This is a genomic window from Trebonia kvetii, from assembly GCF_007827045.1.
In the GTDB taxonomy this organism is placed as follows: domain Bacteria; phylum Actinomycetota; class Actinomycetes; order Streptosporangiales; family Streptosporangiaceae; genus Trebonia; species Trebonia kvetii.
The window spans coordinates 244,090-260,705 of the sequence record NZ_RPFW01000003.1 but is presented as its reverse complement, the minus strand read 5'-3'; the positions used below and the strand labels follow the sequence as shown (position 1 = coordinate 260,705).

General features: G+C 70.8%; 14 protein-coding genes. 4 read left to right on the top strand and 10 right to left on the bottom strand.

Translation table 11 applies throughout. The features are described from left to right. Window positions 1–75: 75 nt before the first annotated feature. The 6 genes from EAS64_RS16015 to EAS64_RS15990 form a co-directional block, all read right to left on the bottom strand. Complete coding sequence (locus EAS64_RS16015; RefSeq protein ID WP_145853808.1) at window positions 76–504, bottom strand: response regulator; 429 nt, start codon at window positions 502–504, stop codon at window positions 76–78. Beyond that, the gene (locus tag EAS64_RS16010; protein ID WP_145853807.1) at window positions 501–1,253 is read right to left on the bottom strand and encodes a response regulator transcription factor; all 753 of its coding nucleotides are present in this window, start codon (window positions 1,251–1,253) and stop codon (window positions 501–503) included. The genes EAS64_RS16015 and EAS64_RS16010 overlap by 4 nt, the downstream gene beginning before the upstream one ends. Then, window positions 1,250–2,041 carry a sensor histidine kinase gene (locus EAS64_RS16005; protein WP_281283271.1) on the bottom strand — a complete coding sequence of 264 codons (792 nt, stop codon included), beginning with the start codon at window positions 2,039–2,041 and terminating at the stop codon, window positions 1,250–1,252. The genes EAS64_RS16010 and EAS64_RS16005 overlap by 4 nt, the downstream gene beginning before the upstream one ends. A 226-nt stretch (window positions 2,042–2,267) precedes the next feature. Further along, the gene (locus EAS64_RS43600) at window positions 2,268–3,785 is read right to left on the bottom strand and encodes a hypothetical protein (protein ID WP_187365953.1); all 1,518 of its coding nucleotides are present in this window, start codon (window positions 3,783–3,785) and stop codon (window positions 2,268–2,270) included. A 1-nt stretch (window position 3,786) separates the two neighbouring features. Continuing rightward, window positions 3,787–4,443, bottom strand: coding sequence for a zinc ribbon domain-containing protein (locus EAS64_RS15995; RefSeq protein ID WP_145853805.1), 657 nt, complete (start codon window positions 4,441–4,443; stop codon window positions 3,787–3,789). A gap of 178 nt (window positions 4,444–4,621) precedes the next feature. Continuing rightward, complete coding sequence (locus tag EAS64_RS15990) at window positions 4,622–6,163, bottom strand: hypothetical protein (RefSeq protein WP_145853804.1); 1,542 nt, start codon at window positions 6,161–6,163, stop codon at window positions 4,622–4,624. A gap of 77 nt (window positions 6,164–6,240) precedes the next feature. Between EAS64_RS15990 and EAS64_RS15985 the strand changes: the two genes are divergently transcribed. Continuing rightward, on the top strand, window positions 6,241–9,345 hold the full coding sequence (locus tag EAS64_RS15985) for an ATP-binding protein (RefSeq protein ID WP_145853803.1): 3,105 nt from the start codon (window positions 6,241–6,243) through the stop codon (window positions 9,343–9,345). A gap of 112 nt (window positions 9,346–9,457) precedes the next feature. Here the strand turns inward: EAS64_RS15985 and EAS64_RS15980 are convergent, their stop codons facing one another. Together EAS64_RS15980 and EAS64_RS15975 are read right to left on the bottom strand one after the other, a co-directional pair. Then, window positions 9,458–10,081 (bottom strand): TetR/AcrR family transcriptional regulator, encoded by a 624-nt coding sequence (locus tag EAS64_RS15980; RefSeq protein WP_145853802.1) that lies wholly within the window; start codon window positions 10,079–10,081, stop codon window positions 9,458–9,460. 99 nt (window positions 10,082–10,180) lie between these two features. Further along, window positions 10,181–10,801, bottom strand: coding sequence for a TetR/AcrR family transcriptional regulator (locus tag EAS64_RS15975; RefSeq protein WP_145853801.1), 621 nt, complete (start codon window positions 10,799–10,801; stop codon window positions 10,181–10,183). A gap of 185 nt (window positions 10,802–10,986) precedes the next feature. Between EAS64_RS15975 and EAS64_RS15970 the strand changes: the two genes are divergently transcribed. Together EAS64_RS15970 and EAS64_RS15965 are read left to right on the top strand one after the other, a co-directional pair. Continuing rightward, window positions 10,987–13,170: a putative bifunctional diguanylate cyclase/phosphodiesterase gene (locus tag EAS64_RS15970; RefSeq protein ID WP_145853800.1), complete on the top strand. Its 2,184-nt coding sequence runs from the start codon at window positions 10,987–10,989 to the stop codon at window positions 13,168–13,170. Between the two features lie 16 nt (window positions 13,171–13,186). Next, window positions 13,187–13,906: a transporter substrate-binding domain-containing protein gene (locus EAS64_RS15965; RefSeq protein ID WP_145853799.1), complete on the top strand. Its 720-nt coding sequence runs from the start codon at window positions 13,187–13,189 to the stop codon at window positions 13,904–13,906. 33 nt (window positions 13,907–13,939) lie between these two features. On the opposite strand, the gene EAS64_RS15960 is transcribed toward EAS64_RS15965, so the two are convergent. After that, window positions 13,940–14,707, bottom strand: a complete 768-nt coding sequence (locus EAS64_RS15960; RefSeq protein WP_145853798.1) for a hypothetical protein — start codon at window positions 14,705–14,707, stop codon at window positions 13,940–13,942. Between the two features lie 254 nt (window positions 14,708–14,961). On the opposite strand from EAS64_RS15960, the gene EAS64_RS15955 reads away from it, so the two are divergent. Next, entirely contained in the window at window positions 14,962–15,414 is a 453-nt protein-coding gene (locus EAS64_RS15955) for an HIT family protein (protein ID WP_145853797.1), read from the top strand. A 78-nt stretch (window positions 15,415–15,492) separates the two neighbouring features. Here the strand turns inward: EAS64_RS15955 and EAS64_RS15950 are convergent, their stop codons facing one another. Beyond that, window positions 15,493–16,425 carry a transglutaminase-like domain-containing protein gene (locus EAS64_RS15950; RefSeq protein WP_145853796.1) on the bottom strand — a complete coding sequence of 311 codons (933 nt, stop codon included), beginning with the start codon at window positions 16,423–16,425 and terminating at the stop codon, window positions 15,493–15,495. Window positions 16,426–16,616: the final 191 nt, after the last annotated feature.

The window sequence follows — 16,616 nt, the reverse complement described above, 5'->3', positions numbered from 1 at the left end:
ACCCGTGGCAGGAAGGGGAATCGGCGTTCACCAGCAGCGGACGGGGCGCCCTGGCCGGACGGGCCGGCTAGGCGGTCAGCGGGGGCGGCCCAGCCGGGCCGCGAGCATGCTCGCCGTCTCGAGGAGCAGGTCGGCCCGGACCGGCTTGGCCAGGACCGCGTCTGGTTGGACGGTGCCTGGCGCCGCGAGGGCCGGGCTCAGGCCGAGCGGATGGGCGGTGACGACGATGCCGGGCAGCCGGGGCGTGATCGGGCGCAGGGCGGCGAGGAGCTCGAGGCCGGACATGCCTGGCAGGTCCAGGTCGGCGAGCAGCAGGTTCCAGCACTGCGCGGCGGCCAGGGCGAGCGCGGTCACCGGGTCGGGAGTGTGCGTGACCTCGAACCGGCCACGCGTGACGAGCACATGCCGGAAGAACTCGGCTGCCTCGGGATCGTCCTCGACGATCAGGATCCGCCCTCGCGAGGCGGCATCGCCAGATGTCTCTGGGAAAGCGGAGGATTTCATGACCCGGACATTGTGCCCAAGCGGTATATGCGCTTCGGTTGCCGTAACGGTGCGGCACGGTTGCGGTCGGCCCGGTAGCGGTAGCCGAAGCCGCGAACCGCCTCGATCGGGGAGTCCGCGCCCGATGTGGCGCCGAGCTTGCGGCGCAGCCGCATCACGCTGTACTTGACCCGCTCCGGCCCGATGCCGACCGGATCGTTCCACACCAGGTCGAGCAGCCTGACCGCGCTCAGCACCTGGCCCCGGTGCCGGACCAGGGTCACCAGGAGGCGGTACTCGGTCGCGGTCAGCTCCACCGGCACGCCGTCGGCGAGCACCTCGTGCGCGGCGAAGTTCACCCGGACGTGGCCGTCATCGTAGACGTCCTCCGCCGGCTGCTCGCTGCTCCCCGCCCGTCGGAGCAGCGCCCGCACCCGGGCGACGAACTCCGCGTTGCCGAACGGCTTGGTGACGTAGTCGTCGGCGCCGGTCCGCAGGCCGCGCACCTTGTCTGACTCCTGGCCGTGCGCGGTGAGCATCAGCACCGGAACCTCGCTCAGCTCGCGGATCCGCTCCAGGACGGTCCAGCCGTCCATCTCTGGCAGCCCGACGTCCAGGATCACGAGGTCCGGGCGCTCCCCGTGGAATGCGCGCAGCCCCTCCCTGCCGTCGCCCGCCGTGGTGACCGCGAACCCGTTCCTGCTCAGCATCGTGTGCACGCCGAGCGCGATGTCCGCGTCGTCCTCGATCAGCAGCACCCGGTCCGTCACTGGGCCGCCGCGGTGGCGTGCACCGGCAGGAACACGCTGAACGTGGTCCCCTCATCAAGCACGCTGTCTACCTTGACGTGGCCGCCGTGCATTTCCACCAGCGACTTGACGATGGCCAGCCCGAGCCCGGTCCCAGGCAGGCCGGCGATCCTGGCGTTCGACCCGCGGACGAACGGGCCGAACAGCCGCGCCGCCTCGTCGGAAGGTATGCCGATCCCGGTATCGGAAATGTCGATACGCCAGATGCCGCGCTGATACCGCAACCTGACCCGCACCAGCCCGTCGACGTGGGAGAACTTGACCGCGTTGCCAATCAGGTTGTCGAGGACCTGGATCACCCGGCGGGGATCGGCCTGCACCGCGGGCCCGTCCCCCGCGTCGAGATGCACGGTGACACCGGACTTGTCCGCCACCGGCGCCGCGGTCTTCACCGCCTCCGCGGCGAGGGCGGGCAGCGATACCTGGGTCAGCTCCAGCGGCAGCCCGCCAGCCTCGAGCCGGTTCAGCATCAGCAGGTCGTCGATCAGCCGGAGCAGCCGGTCGGCGTTGCGCTCGATGATGCCGAGAAACCGCTGGCCGTCCGGTGAGAGGCCAGCCGACTCGCCGCGTAGCAACTCGCTGAAGGAAATGATCGAGGTCAGCGGCGTGCGCATTTCATGCGAGACAGCCGCGAGGAACTCTGCTCGTCGCCTTTCCGTGTCCGCGAGAGAGAGTTCGTCGTGTAGTTGGGCCTCACCTCGCAGCCGATCCTGGTGAGACCTGGCCCGAGGAACGCCCCCGTTCCCCATGATCCATCTTTTTCCCTCTCGTACCATCCGCCGAAACCACTTCCATTACCGGCTGCAACCGTTTTGCACCTTTTAGGAACACTCGCTGGTCACCGCCTGCGGCTGATCCTGGCGGAAACTTTCTATCGGAACCGGCTAGAAAGTTTCCGTGGTAATACGGATTTCCGTGATCGTGTTCGATGCAATGGAATGCACGTGACCGGCGGGATGCCCCGCGCGAGGATCGCTAGCCGCGGAGCAGGGCGGCGAGCTCGGATGCCCAGTTGCCGTCGTGGGCGACCGTGCCCATGAGGGCGCGGACGAGGGGCGAGGCCGCGGCGTCCTGCCGGTACGCGGCGGTCAGGTCGCCCGAGGTAGCGGCGTGCAACTCGGCGGCTGCGAAGCCCGCGTCGTCGAGCGCCTGGTTGACCGCGGTCAGCGAGGCCTGGGCGCCGGGGCCGCGGTAGACGTAGGTCAGCGGGTCAGGGAGGTTGAGCACCTCGTAGGCGACGGCGCCGGCCGGACCGGAAAGCAGCGCGAACGCCAGCACCGTGGGGTCCTCGCCGGTCGTGGTCAGTGCGGACAGGTCCTCTGTCTCCGGGGTGAGCATGCCGCGCCTGACGTCGGCGCGCGGGGTCATCTGGTGCTGCGCGACGCCCGAGTTCCAGTTCATGCCCGCGCCGAGCGCGCGGAACGCCCAGTAGCCGCCCATGCCGCCGTAACCAGGGCCGCCGCCGAAGGGGCCGCCGTAGCCGTACCCGCCGCCATAGCCACCGTAGCCGCCGCCGTACCCGCCGAGGCCGCCGGGACCGCCAGGCCCGAACCCGCCTGCCCCCGGGCCCATCCCTGACATCATGCCAGCCGCCATCGCGCCGCCGAGGCCGGGGCGGAACATGCCCTCCGGGCTGTCGTGCTGGCCAATGTGCGGCGTCACCGCGGGGTCGTGCCACGGGGTGCCGCCGACCGCGGCGCGGCGGACCGAGGCCACCTGCTTGAAGCCGATCGCCAGCCCGGCCTGGCCGGCGAGCCCGGAGATCGCCGCGCACCGGTCCGGCAGCGCGGCGACCCGCAGCAGCGTGGCGGACAGGTCCTTGTGGATGGCGTCGAGCGCGCCCGCGGGCGCCGCCACGCCGTCGCGTAGCAGGCCGGCCGCGGCGCGCTGCGCCATCGGGTCAAGCCCGGGAAGCAGCGAGCCAAGGAAGGCCGCCGTCCGGCCGCGCGAGCCGGTGAGCCGCTCGCCGAGCAGCGTCACGAACTCGTCGGTTCGCCTGCCGAGGCGGGTGATGGCGACCTGAGCGCCGCCGGTCAGCGAGACCGCGACGGTGTAGTCCTGCGCCCGCACGTCCGCGACGAAGGAAAAGGCGATCCGCCGGGCTCGCCCGCCCGCGACGATCAGCAGCGCGTCCTCGAAGACGTGCAGGTCGGCGGGGTCAGCCGCAACCGTTCCGCTGAACCGGGCACCGTCTCCCACCGTGCCGGACTCCGCCGCGGCGACCTCCGCCCGCGCGTCGCGCAGCTCTTCGAGCAGCTGGGTGCGCATCCGGCCGAGCCTGCCGAGTTCCAGCGCGGTGCCGTCGGCGAGGGTGACCAGGATGGTGAACGGCTCCGGCTCAGCGACTGACGCGATGCGGCTCGCCGGGATGCGCACCGGCGTGCCGTTCGCGGGCCTGAGCTCGAGGATCCCGCCCGCCACTGTCACGTCGCCGCTGCCCGACTCGGCCTGGCCGCCGCCCGCGGCGACCAGGCGGTACTGGGCGGAGCTCACCTCAGCCGGCCGGCGTGCCGCACTCGCCGCAGAACCTCGCGCCGTTCAGGTCGGTGCCGCAGTTTCTGCAGAACTTCTTCGCCGACTGGGCGGCCGCGAGCGGATGACCGCAGGACTGGCAGAACTTTCCCGCGCCGCTTTCCTGTCCGCAGGACGGGCACATGCCGGTCGCCTGGTCGCGGTAGTTGATGTCCTTCGTCCAGTCCTGCGCCTGGATCTTGGTATTGAGCTGCTCGATCTGCGCCTGCGCCTGCATCTGCGCCATCGCCTGGTCCAGCTTGGGCGCGCAGCTCACGCACAGGCCGCGCTCGGTGTTCCAGCAGATCTGGTCGCAGACCCACTGGCCGCAGTTGTGGCACTGCTTGAAGTACGGCTGCATTTCCTGCACGGCCTTGGCGAGTGCCTTGTCGCGCGTCGAGCCGCGCACGGTGTCGCGCATGAACTCGGAGTCCCAGCCGAGCTGGGATGCGCGCTCGCCGATCTGGCCGCCGATCATGTCGCCGCCGAGGCGGAGAAGGCGGCCGCCGAAGCCGGTAACCGAATGCTGGAAGGACGAGGAGTAGCCGTTTCCGCATCGACGGCAGTAAAACTCGAATTGATACCCGTCGTCGCTGCTGCGGTCGGCGTAGTTGTCGGTGAAAAAGACCATCCCGGCCATGGAGATTCCCCTCGCTCACGTGTGCACCCGAAACCGTAGCAAGTCGGACCATCATGGGAAAGCACAAGTCATTAACAAGTTCCCAAGAAGTCACACCTCGCTCAATTGGCGCGGCGGGGCGGGATCCCTGGTGGGATACCGCCCCGCCCCGTGGCGGAGTTGGCGCAAGGCCGTGGAGTTACGGCTTCTGGCAGGTACGGAACGTCAGCGCGGCGTGTTCCGTGGCGCGCGAGCCGCCGCGCCCGAACGTGACGGTGCCGGTGAGCGTGTAGCTCTTGCCCGAGGTCAGGCCCGCTCCCTTCAGCACGGAGCCGACCGTGCCGCCGCCGAGCTTCAGCGACTTGCCGATCACCGTCCAGCCGGCGGCGGCCTTGGCCGAGACGCCGACCGCGATGTTCACCGGCGGCAGGCAGGAGGACGGCCCGGTGACTGCCACCTTGCCGCCCTTGCCAGACGACTTGACGGTGACGCTGAGGCCGGCCAGCAGCAGCGGTGCGACGACCAGCCTGTCGTTGACCTTCGACTCGACCGACCAGGCCACCCAGCCGCGCCCGCTCGGCGCCGTGGTCAGCTGCGGGTCACCGCCCGCGAAGGTCTGGGAGGCGGGGATGCTGAACCGGAAGATCGCGGCGTGCCTGGTGTTGGCCAGGTTGGCCACCGTCACGGCCTGGCACTCATGCGTCACGTCGGCCAGCCGGCCGCTGGCGTCCGCCACCGTGTCATGGTTGCTTTGCGGGCAGTTGTTCGTGTCGCCGGTGAGGACCGGTGCCGAGAAGCCGGAACTAGTCAGCGCGGAAACCACCGGGTGATAGCCGGCGTTGTTCTCCGACGCGATCACGCGGACGCCCGAGGTGGTCCCGGCCATCCCGAACCCGGCGAGGTTCCAGGTCTTGGCGATGGCCTTGAACCCGGTCCAGCCGCCGCCCGACTGCCTGGCGTAGGAGACCGGCTGGGAGATGGCGCCGGCCTTGTCGATCGCGAGCACGGCGCTGCTGCCGCTGAAGGCGAGGAGGGAGTGGCCCGGCTGGAAGGGGGTCTTGACCGTCTGCGGCGCGCTGCCCAGGCCCCGGGTGACCTGGAGCGAGCTGACGCCGCCCCCGGCGTGGGCCACGGTCCAGATCTTGCCGCCCGGCGCGAGCACCGCGTCGAGCAGCGTGCCGAAGCTCGGCCCGGCGGATGAGACCTTGGCGGCCGACAGCGGCCCGCCGCCCTGGGAGGTAGCGGTCGCGATCACGTCGCCCTCCGGGCCGTTTTCCGACGCCACGGTGGAGTACATCCAGACCAGGGTCACCAGGTTCGACTTGCTGACAAGCACCCACAGCCCTGTCGCGGTCGACGTGCCGATGCCGTCGGGCGCCGAGACGACGGTGCGGATTCCGCCCGCGCAGGCCTTGGCGCCATGCGGCAGCGTGCACAGGCTCACCTTCCGGCCCGACCCGTTGTCACCGATCCAGCCGATGTAGGCGGTGCCGTTCGGTCCGGTGGCGAGGTCGTAGCCGGAGAACTGCGTGTTGTTCGCCAGCGTGATCGCGGGCCCGGTCAGGCCGGCCTTGACAGAGGGTGCGCTTGCCGGAGCCCGGACGGCCGCCTGAGCTACGGAAAGCGACATGACGCCGGGCAGGACCGCGACGGCCGCGGCGAGCGCGGCGCCGGTGAGACGGGCGGACCGGCGGGTCCGGCGGGCATGCCCCGCGTTCGGGCGGGAAACAGAAAAGGACATTGTTCGGCTCCTGGCGAGTTCGAGGGCTTGTGTCGTGTCCCGCGTCGAGTACAGCGCCGGCGCGTAACGTCTGAGTAATGGCAGTGGCAAGCGCCGAACCCGGTGGCCGGGGCGCGCGGGATGCGCCGGGTGTGCGGGTGGAGGTCATCGGCGCTGGCGCCGTCAGGCACGGGGATGCGGCGGTGACCGGACTCGCGCTTGGCGGACGGCGGGCACGGGTGGCGCTCGCCGCGCTCGCGCTCGCCGACGGCCCGCTGCCCGCCGACCGGCTCGCCGCCATGATCTGGCCGGACACGCCGCCACCGACCTGGCCCGTCGCGCTGCGCGGCGTCATCAGGTCGCTGCGCGCGGCGCTTGAGCCTGTCGACGCGGGTGGCCAGCGGCTCATCGTCACCACCCCGTCTGGCTACCGCCTCGCTCACGACGCGAGCGTCGACCTGGACCAGATGGAGGAGTCGCTTGCCGAGGCGGGCGCGATGGCCGCGGCCGGCAGGCACGAGACCGCGATCGCCATGGCCGAGCCGCTGACCGTGCTCGACGGCGGCCTGCTGCTGCCCGGCGAGGACGGCGCCTGGCTCACGCCGCACCGGGCCCGCTCGGACGCGCTTGCGCTGCGGGCGCTCGAGCTCGTCGCCGGGTCGGCGGGCGCGCTCGGCGATCACCATCGCGCGGTGGCCGCCGGGCGCGGCGCGGTGAGCGCGAGCACGCTGAACGAGCGAGCGCACCGCGTCCTGTTCCGCGCCCTGCAGGCCGCGGGGGACAGGGCAGGGGTGGTGCAGGCGTACGAGGCCTGCCGTGCCGTCCTCGCCGAGCAGCTCGGGGTGGACCCCGCGCCGGAGACCGTCGACGCGTACCTGGCGGCGATCGGCAGCGCGCCGGCCGGCGGATCCGTCGGCCCGCGATCCGGGCTGACCGCACGGGTGCCGCAGCCGTCGTCCGCGTTCTTCGACCGCGAGGCCGAGGCCGCGTCATTGGCGGCCGCCCTCCGCGAGCCCGGGCTGGTCACCGTCACCGGCCGCGGCGGTGTGGGGAAGACCCGGCTCGTCACCCAGGTCGCCAGGGCACCGGCCACGGCGGCAGCGCTGAGCGGCGGCCGGCTATGGGTATCGCTGGCGGCCGTCGACAGGGATGAGTTCGTCGCGGCGGAAGCCGCCATGACGCTCGGCCTGCCTGTCGGCACCGAGGACGCGGCCGCCCTGGTCGCCGGCCTCCTCGCGCCGCTCGGCCGGGCCATGCTCGTGCTCGACGGCTGCGAGGCGGTACTCGACGGGACAGCGTCGCTCGCGGCAAGCCTGCTCGCAGCCTGCCCCGCGCTGACGCTCGTCGTCACCAGCCGGGTGCCGCTGGCGGCCGAGGCGGAGCGGGTCTTCGACGTCGCGGCGTTCCCGCCACCCGGCGTGGGCGGCCCCGACGAGATCGCGGCGAGCGAGCAGGTGCGGCTGCTCGCCGACCGGGTGCGGGCCGGCGGCGGCGAGCTTGCCGTCGACGAGGCGGCCGCGCCGTTCGTCGCGGAGCTGTGCCGGCGCTGCGGCGGGCTGCCGCTCGCGATCGAGCTGGCGGGCGCGCAGCTCGCCGTCATGTCCGTGCCCGACCTGCTCGACCACCTGGCCGGGCTGGCCAAAGACGGCGGCGACCGGGTGCGCGGCATCGCGCAGAGCAGCTACGCGCTGCTCGACCCCGACGAGGCGACGGTGTTCCGGCGGCTGGCCGTCCTCGACGGTCCGGCCACGCTGCCGTTCCTGCGCGAGGTCGTGGCGACGGACCCGATCGCGCCGGTCCGCGTGGTGCGGATCCTGCGCGAGCTGACCGCGCGCGGGCTGCTGTCCGTTGACCGCTCGGGGCCGCGGTGGCGGTACCACCAGGACGACGACCTCCACCGGATGGCCAGGGAGCTGCTCGACGCCGCGGGCGAGACCGGCCATGCCATGACGAGGCTCGCGGACGCGGTATCCGCCATGCTGCCCACCGAGGCCAAGACGCCGCCCGAACCGTACCTCGATGCGATAAACGAGGTGCTCGCGGCGGTCAGGACGGTGCTCGGCGCCGCGACCGACGGGCTGCTACCGCCCGGCCGCGGCCTCGACATCGCCTTCCGGCTGCATCGCTACTGGGCGGCGAGCAACGTGGCCGAGGGCAGGTTCTGGCTGTCCCGCCTGGTGGCGGGCGCCCCGCCCGGGCCGGCGGCCGCGCACGCCACCTACGCGCTCGGCTACCTGGGCTACTGGGCAGGGGACACCGCCGCCGCGGCCAGGGACCTGCACGCCGCCGCCGAGCAGCTGGCCGGACAGGACGACGAATACGCCGCCCGCGCCCTGATCTACCTCGGCGGGCTCGCGGACGACATGGACCGCGGCGAGGACGCGCTCGGCTACGTGCGCCGTGCGATCGACGCCGCCGCGCCGTTCGGCGCCGACCTCCAGGTCGGCGCCGCGATGGGGATGGGCTGCGTGCTCGCCGAACGGGGGCGGCAGGAGGCGGCCTGGTTCGCCGCGGAGGCGATCGTCCTGTGCCGGCGGGCCGGTTCGCCCGAGCAGCTGGCCGCGACGCTGCCGACGGCCGCGATGGTGTGCTGGCAGGTCGGCGAGCTCGACGCGGCGCGCGGCTACGTCGCGGAGGCGACGCCGCTGCTCGCCGGGTCGCGCCGGATCGCGCGGGTGGTGCTGCTCTCGGCCGCAGCCGGGATCGCGCTGGCCGGCGGCGACGGCGGCGCCGCCGTCGAGTTCGCCGCCCAGGCCGACGCGGACGCCCGCGCCCTGGGCATCGACAGGGAGATCCCGCTCATCCGGTGCGTGCTTGCCAGGGCGCGGCTGGCCGGCGGCGACGTGACGGCCGCCGCGGCCGCGGCGGCCGACGCCATCGCGGCGGCTCGCGCGCTCGCGTTCCCGTACCCGATGGCTCTGTGCCTGGAAACCGCGGCCCTTGTCCTGCTTGACGGCGCCGGCCACGCGACGGGCGACGGCGAACTCGCGGATGCGGCCGGGCGCCTGCTCGCGGCGGCCGAGCTGATCAGGGACCGGGGCGACCGGCCGGGCCCCGTGACGCTGTCCGGTGACGTCAGGCGGGCGCGGGTCGCTGCGGCGCGGCACACCGCGATGGCACTGGAACCCGCGGCGGCCGCGGAACTTGGCGTCGCCCTGCTGGCGACCCTGTCCGCGGCCGTCGGCACCGATCAGCCGTGCTGACCGGGTGATGGCTATCGTCTTCCGATGCGCCGTGCCCCATATCACGCCGACAGGGTTAAGCCACAGCCGAGCCGAGGCGGGGCATCCAGCCGGACCGCCGATCTTAGCGGCACTACGAGGGCAGCCGGGTCAGGCTGGGAAGCAGTACCTCGTCGACGAACGCCTGCAGAGTCCCTGCGGGAACGGGCCGCCTGTGCTGCAGTACAAGGAACATGATGTAGGCGGGCAGCACATCCCAGATGTCTTCGCTGATGACCTCTGGATAGATCTCTCCGCGGGTCACCGCGCGTTGCAGTATGCCGTGGAACTGCTCTTTCCTGGCCCGTTGCAGGTCGTCGACCAGCAGTTCCCGCAGCCGCGGGCTTCGCTCGCCCGCCGCGAGAATCCCGGCGATGGTCCGCCCGTACTCGTCGGCGTCACGGGCAATGATCTCCGCAAGCCGCAGCAGGTCATCTCGCAGGCTACCGCTGTCAGCGGGCAGCCCTTGCTCACGCTGTATCAGGTCGGCGAACGCGGCGCAGACCAGTTCGGCCTTGGATGGCCAGCGCCGGTACACCGTCGTTTTGCTGGCATGAGCCCGCGCGGCGACCTGATCGACAGTGAACTTGTCGTACCCGGTCTCGCGTAGCACCTCCAGGGTGACCGTCAGCAGTTCGGCTTCCCGCGGCGTTAGCGACGAACCAAGGACTCCCCGCTTGTTTTGGCGCCTGCTGTCGGCGCTGGCGGAGGCTGGCATGACGGCAGTGTACCTATCTGGGGATACGATTCAGTATCGTACGGCGACGAGGCTCGTCGTCGAGATCGCCGCTCGTCTGCCGATTCCGGTGGCGGCTGACTAGTGCACCCGGGTCAGGCTGGGCAGCAGAACCTGATCGACCAGCGCGCGCTGCGTCTCGAGGGTGACCGGCCGCTCATGCTGCAGTATGCGGAACATGATGTAGGCGGGCAGCACGTCGACGGTGGCATCGCTTATGGCCTCAGGGACGATCTCCCCGCGGGCGACGGCACGGCGCAGCACCACGAGTACCTGTTCCTTCCGGAGCTGGTACAGCTCATCCATCAGCAACTCCCGCAGCCGGGGACTCCGCTCGCTCGCGGCGAGGATCCCGGCGGCGACCTGCGCATGCCCTTGGGCGTCACTGGAGATCTTCGCGGCCAGGGCGAGCAGGTCATCGCGGAGGGTGCCAGCGTCGGCCTGCGGGCCAAACTTGTCGCGCAGGCGGTAGGCGAACGCGGCGCAGACCAGTTCGGCCTTGGTCGGCCAGCGCCGGTACACCGTGGTCTTGCTGGCGTGCGCCCTGGCCGCCACCTCGTCAACGGTGAGTTTGTCGTACCCGGTCTCGCGCAGCACTTCCAGCGTGACTTCCAGCAGCTGGGCCTCCCGCGCGGTTAGCGACGCGCGGAGCAGGTCCTGATGTCCTGGTTGCCGCTGGTCGGCATGGCTGAGCGAGGTCACTAATTCATGCTACCCCGGTTGCCAGGATACGATCCCGTATCGTACTGTCTCGTTTGGGGCCGGTTCCGGAGGGAAGGCGCTCGGATGAAGATGGCTCGTCGAAGATAGCCATCTCTAGGGCTGGATGCACGGCTGGATCTATCGCCCATGAGCCACAAAACACCCCGGGGGAAGAATTGGCGAATATGCCGCTACTCGCATTTCGCGAGATAGCGAAAAAACGGACATATCGACATATTGGAAGATATCACTACTTCGTCATCGCCCTGCTTGTTCTTCTCGTGGGGAGTGTGCTCGTGGAAGCTCACTCCTTTCCGCTGGTGGCGCGGACGGCACCGGCCGGGTTCTGGGTGCTGGCCGCCCTAGCGGTCATCGCGGACACGCCGGTCATCGCGATCCGATGGCCCAATGCCCCGGTGGGGGTCATGACGTCGGTGACCTTCTGTTTCGCGATCTCCTACGAGTGGGGAGACTACGGCGCCGGCCGGCTCGCGCAGGCGCTGGCTATCCTGGTCGCAGCGGCGCTGGCGCGGCGCGGATTCTGGCCGACAGCCTTTGACCTAGGCCGGTACGGCCTGGCCCTAGCGGCGGCCAGCAGCGTAGCGACCCTGATCGGCCCCCCGAGGCCGGCGGTGCCGGACGCCGCCGATCTCCACCGCGTTCTGCTGGCGGCCGTGGCGTGGTACCTCACCTTCCGGCTGCTGAGCGCCACCGGGACGTGGCTGGACGAGGGTGGCGGCTGGACCGCGCCGCTGACCCGTAACCTGCCGGCTGAGGTGATCTCCGCCGCGGCGCTGCTCTTCCTCTCGCCCATACTGCTCCTGCTTGAGCATGCCGACGCCTGGCTGATTCCGCTTGTACTTGCGCCAGTTTTCGCGGTGAGCCAGATGGCCCGTCGCTACTCCAAGCAGCAGCGGCGCGCCGCGCAGGATCCGCTGACCGGGCTGCCGGACCGGCTCGGGCTTTCCCGGGCGGCCAAGGAACCGATCCAGCGTTGTGCAGGCCAGCGCTGCACAGATCCCGGCATCGCGGCCCTGCTGATAGCGAACGTCACCGGTCTGGGCCGGGTAAACGATGCACTCGGGCACGACGTCGGCGACCAGATTCTCGCCGCCTTCGCAGGGCGCATCGCGACCCAGGCAGGCCCGAGCACCCTGGTGGCGCATCTGCAAGGCGATGAGTTCGCCATTTTCACGTGGGGGCTGGCCGACATCGAGGATGCGCTCGCCCGCGCTGCGGCCATGCGCGCCCAGTTTGACGAGCCTGTATCGGTCGAGAGTCAGCCACTTGTCATGTCCGCGGCCATCGGAATGTCGTTGTGCCCCGCACACGGCACCAACTTCGACGACCTTGCACGCCGCGCCGACATCGCCATGGAACGGGCTAAGCTCCTGCCGGACACGGTAGCGATCTTCCAGCCCGATCACGACGAGCCCGCGACAGGCCAGCTCGAGCTGCTCAGCGACCTGCGCCTAGCGCTGGAAGAGCCGGGTAACACCGAGATCGTGCCCTTCTACCAGCCCCAGCTGGACATGTCTACTGGAGAGGTGACCGGCTGCGAAGCGCTGCTACGGTGGCGGCACCCGGCCCTCGGCATGGTCAGCCCGGAGCAGATTGTACGGGTCGCCGAGCATACCGTGCTCATGCGGAAGATCAGTATGACGATGATCGAGCAGGTGCTTGCGCAGCTCGCTGCATGGCGATCCGAGGGCCTGGTGCTGAATGCGTCGGTCAACGTCAGCGTGCGTGATCTGCAGAGCGACGAGCTGGCGAAGTGGCTCCAGGAGCGACTGCGCTACCACGGCGTTGCGCCTTCCCAGCTGCAACTTGAGCTCACGGAAAGTGCGCTGATGCACCAGGGCCCTGCCGTTGCAAGCACTGTGCAGTTCCTGCGCCGCCTCGGTGTCGGCGCGGCACTGGACGACTTCGGGACGGGCTTTTCCTCCCTGCAGCATCTGCGCGGGCTGCCGCTTACCGAAATCAAGATCGACCGATCATTTGTCCAGTCCATGATGGCAAGCCCGCAGGACGAGGCGATAGTCCGGTCTGTCATTGACCTGGGTCGCGACCTTGGGCTGCGCGTGGTCGCCGAGGGCATCGAGGACGACTGGACAGAAGTGAAGCTGCTCGCCCTCGGCTGCCGCCTGGGACAGGGGTGGCACTACGCCCGCGCGATGCCTGCTGCCGAGTTCGCCTTGTGGTATTCGCAGCGCGCGGCTCACACCAGATCACTCGGCGCCGATCGAGTAGACGTCCCGGCCGAACCGCGTCCGGCCGCAGCGATCACCGGCGCAGCGGGAACCGCGGCTGCGCTTCGCAACGCCTTAGCTGAACTCCCCCTGCACCGACCAGCCGTGCTGACCGCCTGACCGCTATCGTTTCCCCATGCCAGAAGCCGCACCCGACGTCGTGACCGACTTGGCCCCAGGCGGCGTGCTGCGGGCCGCGCTGAACCTCAACAACCCGGTGCTTGTCCAGGGGACGCCGGCGGCACCCACCGGAGTCACCGTCGACATCGCCAGGGAGATCGCCACCAGGCTCGGCGTCGCTGTGAAGTTCTCCTGCTTCGCCGGGGCGCTCGACTCGTTCGAGGCGATCGTCGCCGGGCGGGCCGACGTCTGCTTCCTCGCGGTCGAGCCCGCACGCGCGGCCGAGATCGCCTTCACCGCGCCGTACACGCTGATCGAGGGCGTGTACGCGGTGCCCGTCGGCTCGCCGCTTGGCACGGTTGCCGATGTCGACAGCGCCGGCGTGCGGATCGGGGTGAAGCTGGGCTCCGCGTACGACCTGTTCCTGAGCCGCACGCTGCGGGAGGCCACCGTCGTCCGCGGCACCGAGGGAACGACGGCATTCATCAACGGCAGCCTGGACGCGGCCGCAGGGGTCAGGGAGCCGATGACGGAGTTCGTCGCCGCGCACCCTGGATACCGGCTCATTCCCGGCCGCTTCATGGAGATCCCGCAGGCGGTGGGCATACCGAAGAGCAGGCGGGCGGAGAGCGCACGGTTCCTGCATCAGCTGGTGGAGGAGCTCAAGGCCGCCGGCTTCGTCGCCGACTCGCTGCGCCGCTCCGGTCAGGCAGTGACCGTCGCGCCACCCGCATAGCGCCCGGGTAACGGCAAGCGCCGGGCGGTGCGGCTAAACGCCGAGGAGATGCTGGCCTCTGGCCATGTCAATGACGCCGGGTGAGGCGAGCAGCTGCCGCGCCGAGGGAACGGGCAGGCCCTCACGCAGCGTCCGGTGGTCGGCGTAGACGCCCGCGAGCAGCCAGTACTCGTCTGTGCTCATCCGCTCGGTCACCACGATGCGGCCGCCTGCGTGATTCCGCGCTCCGCCGCCGTCCGCGGGCACCCAGAAGACGCGCCCCGACCGCCGCGTGATGAGCGGGCTCAGGTCGGCGAGCTGGCCACGGCCGATGAGCTCCCACAGCCGTCCGCCGTCCAGCGGGTCGGCCGGGAGCGGCGGCCACTGTGCGGGCTGGCCGCCGGCCAGCGGCAGGACGAGAACCTCGGGGACAGCCGACGGGTCATCCCACGGCTCGGGCAGCCTGCCGTGCGCCGCGACGAGCGCGTGCACCTTGGCGCCGACCACCCAGCCAAGCAACGCGCCGTCCCTAGGTACCGGCACGCACGACTCGATGAGCAGGCGGGTGCCGTCGGGCGCCGGCTCGTGCGGCCTGATCTCCAGCCGCCTGCCATCACGGCGGTCCCAGGGCCGCAGGATGAAGAGGTCGTCCCACTCCATGATGAGGACGTAGAACCGGGCGGTCCCGTCTCGGCGGCTCATAAGCACCATCGAGCCGTACCGGTGCTCCGCGTAGTGCCGCCGGACCGCGAGCGGGTAGCCGCGGAAAAACCTCAGGCACGCCGCGAAGGCGGCGTCGCCGGATCGAGCTTCACCAAGCACAGTGCGCTCCCTATCGAGGTGACGTGGGATGACCCACGTGACCAGAGGGGCGTTGCCGCATCCGCCGCCTACGGCCAGGTATGTGAGGGGGTAAATGAGCCTTATGACTCGCGTGCCACATGATGGAGCAAGAGACGCGCGGAAACATCGGCCATCTGACCAATACCGGACTAGGTCGCGCGGATCGACCGTCATCATCCGGAACGGTTGCGGCTGACTCCCGGCACGCACAGCCATCGCCCTACACTGCGGGCATGCCACGCACCGCGGATGACCCCGGCGACTCCGCCGCGAAATGCGCGTTCTGTGCCATCATCCGCGGAGAGGTGACGGCGACGACAATCCTGGAGACCCGGCACCTGATCGCGTTCCTCGACCACCGGCCGCTGTTCCGCGGTCATACGCTGCTCGTGCCCAAGACCCACCTGCGGCTGCTGTCGGATCTGCCCGCTGGGCTGGCCGCCGAATTCCTCACCACCGCACAGCGGCTGGAACGTGCCGTCGAGGACGGCCTGGGCGCGGCGGGCAGCATGATCCTCGTCAACAACGTGGTCAGCCAGTCCGTGCCGCACCTGCACCTGCACGTCATCCCCCGCAACCCGAAGGACGGCCTGCGGTTCTGGCTCGGCCCGCGGCACCCCTACGACGACGAGCATCAGGCGGAGGAGTACGCGGCGAAGATCCGGGCCGCCCTCCCCCCTGCCTGACGACGTCGCCTGCGACGGCGCGAAAGAAGCCCTGCGGCGGGACCCGGCGGGTGGGCGCTCGTTGGCTACGCCGGTGGGCTACAACGAGGGCGCGTCCCGGAGTGTGACCTCGCAGGGCGGGCCGCCATAGGGGTCGAACCTGGTCACGGTGGCCGGCACGCGCAGGCCGTCCCGGCCGGCGAACTCGGCGACGGTACCCGGAGCGACACCGGGGTCGGCCGTCGCCGCGCTGATCTCGTCGAGCAGCGCGGCGTCCGCCTCAGGGACAGGCCCGGGACCGTGGCCGAGCTGCATTCCCCAGCCCTCCCACAGCAGCATCTCGGTCCTGTTCAGCGCCGCCAGGTCGTGGATGACGTGATGCGCGAGGTACGGCCAGCCGCGAAGCACCGGCACATCCAGTTCCGGTGAGACCACGTAACGAGCGGGATCGTCCCGGCCGGCCCGGGCCGCCAGCCAGGCGCGCGGCCCGGTGACGAACAGGTCGTCAGTCATGTCAAGCCAGTCGGCGCGGCGGCCGTTCAGCTCCGGCGTCCAGTCGGCGCTCATCTCCGGGTCGATCAGGCGCCACCGGCCCGCCGCCTGGTCCCAGACCTCGGCGATCACATGGTCGATCATCCAGCCGGGGTTGATGTAGCTGGCGAAGCCGACCCTGGCACGCGCGGGGAATCCCTTGTGCCTGGCGAGCGCGAGGAAAAGCACCGTCGCGTCGCGGCAGCACCCGACCAGCAGGTCGGCGGGCGCCCGGTCCCTGGACAGTGACGGCGCACCTCGCTCAAGCAGCAGCCCGAGCATCGCGTCGGCGTAGCAGGTGTGGATCTCCGCGGCCCGCTCGGCGGGCACGCCGTTCGCAGCGAAGTCCCCACCGGCCCGGTAGTGGATCACCAGGCGCGAGCAGGCCTCGCGGAGCGCGGCCAGATCAGCGGGAAGCTCATCGATGGCCTTCGACGCGGCACCCGGGTCGGTGAACTGACTCTGGGCAATCCAGGCGGCCGCCTTGTTCTCGACGTTCATGCGCACTCCCTGCGGTCATGTTCTCTCCCCACCTATAACGCGGTACTTCGCGGAATCTCATCGGTTTCCCGCGGGCGGGCACACACGGGCGGGCAGCCGGCCGGCAGCGGCGCAACGGCCGGCCACACTGCGCGGTGGCCCACAAACGCGCCGTGTAGTGTCTTGCCGCAGAGGCGGCCGGCGGAGGCCAC

What these genes read in the sequence shown, in the direction of transcription:
- EAS64_RS16015 (WP_145853808.1), bottom strand. Translation starts at nt 504, where the DNA reads ATGAAATCCTCCGCTTTCCCAGAGACATCTGGCGATGCCGCCTCGCGA.
- EAS64_RS16005 (WP_281283271.1), bottom strand. Translation starts at nt 2,041, where the DNA reads ATGGGGAACGGGGGCGTTCCTCGGGCCAGGTCTCACCAGGATCGGCTG.
- EAS64_RS15995 (WP_145853805.1), bottom strand. Translation starts at nt 4,443, where the DNA reads ATGGCCGGGATGGTCTTTTTCACCGACAACTACGCCGACCGCAGCAGC.
- EAS64_RS15990 (WP_145853804.1), bottom strand. Translation starts at nt 6,163, where the DNA reads ATGTCCTTTTCTGTTTCCCGCCCGAACGCGGGGCATGCCCGCCGGACC.
- EAS64_RS15985 (WP_145853803.1), top strand. Translation starts at nt 6,241, where the DNA reads ATGGCAGTGGCAAGCGCCGAACCCGGTGGCCGGGGCGCGCGGGATGCG.
- EAS64_RS15980 (WP_145853802.1), bottom strand. Translation starts at nt 10,081, where the DNA reads ATGCCAGCCTCCGCCAGCGCCGACAGCAGGCGCCAAAACAAGCGGGGA.
- EAS64_RS15970 (WP_145853800.1), top strand. Translation starts at nt 10,987, where the DNA reads ATGCCGCTACTCGCATTTCGCGAGATAGCGAAAAAACGGACATATCGA.
- EAS64_RS15965 (WP_145853799.1), top strand. Translation starts at nt 13,187, where the DNA reads ATGCCAGAAGCCGCACCCGACGTCGTGACCGACTTGGCCCCAGGCGGC.
- EAS64_RS15955 (WP_145853797.1), top strand. Translation starts at nt 14,962, where the DNA reads ATGCCACGCACCGCGGATGACCCCGGCGACTCCGCCGCGAAATGCGCG.
- EAS64_RS15950 (WP_145853796.1), bottom strand. Translation starts at nt 16,425, where the DNA reads ATGAACGTCGAGAACAAGGCGGCCGCCTGGATTGCCCAGAGTCAGTTC.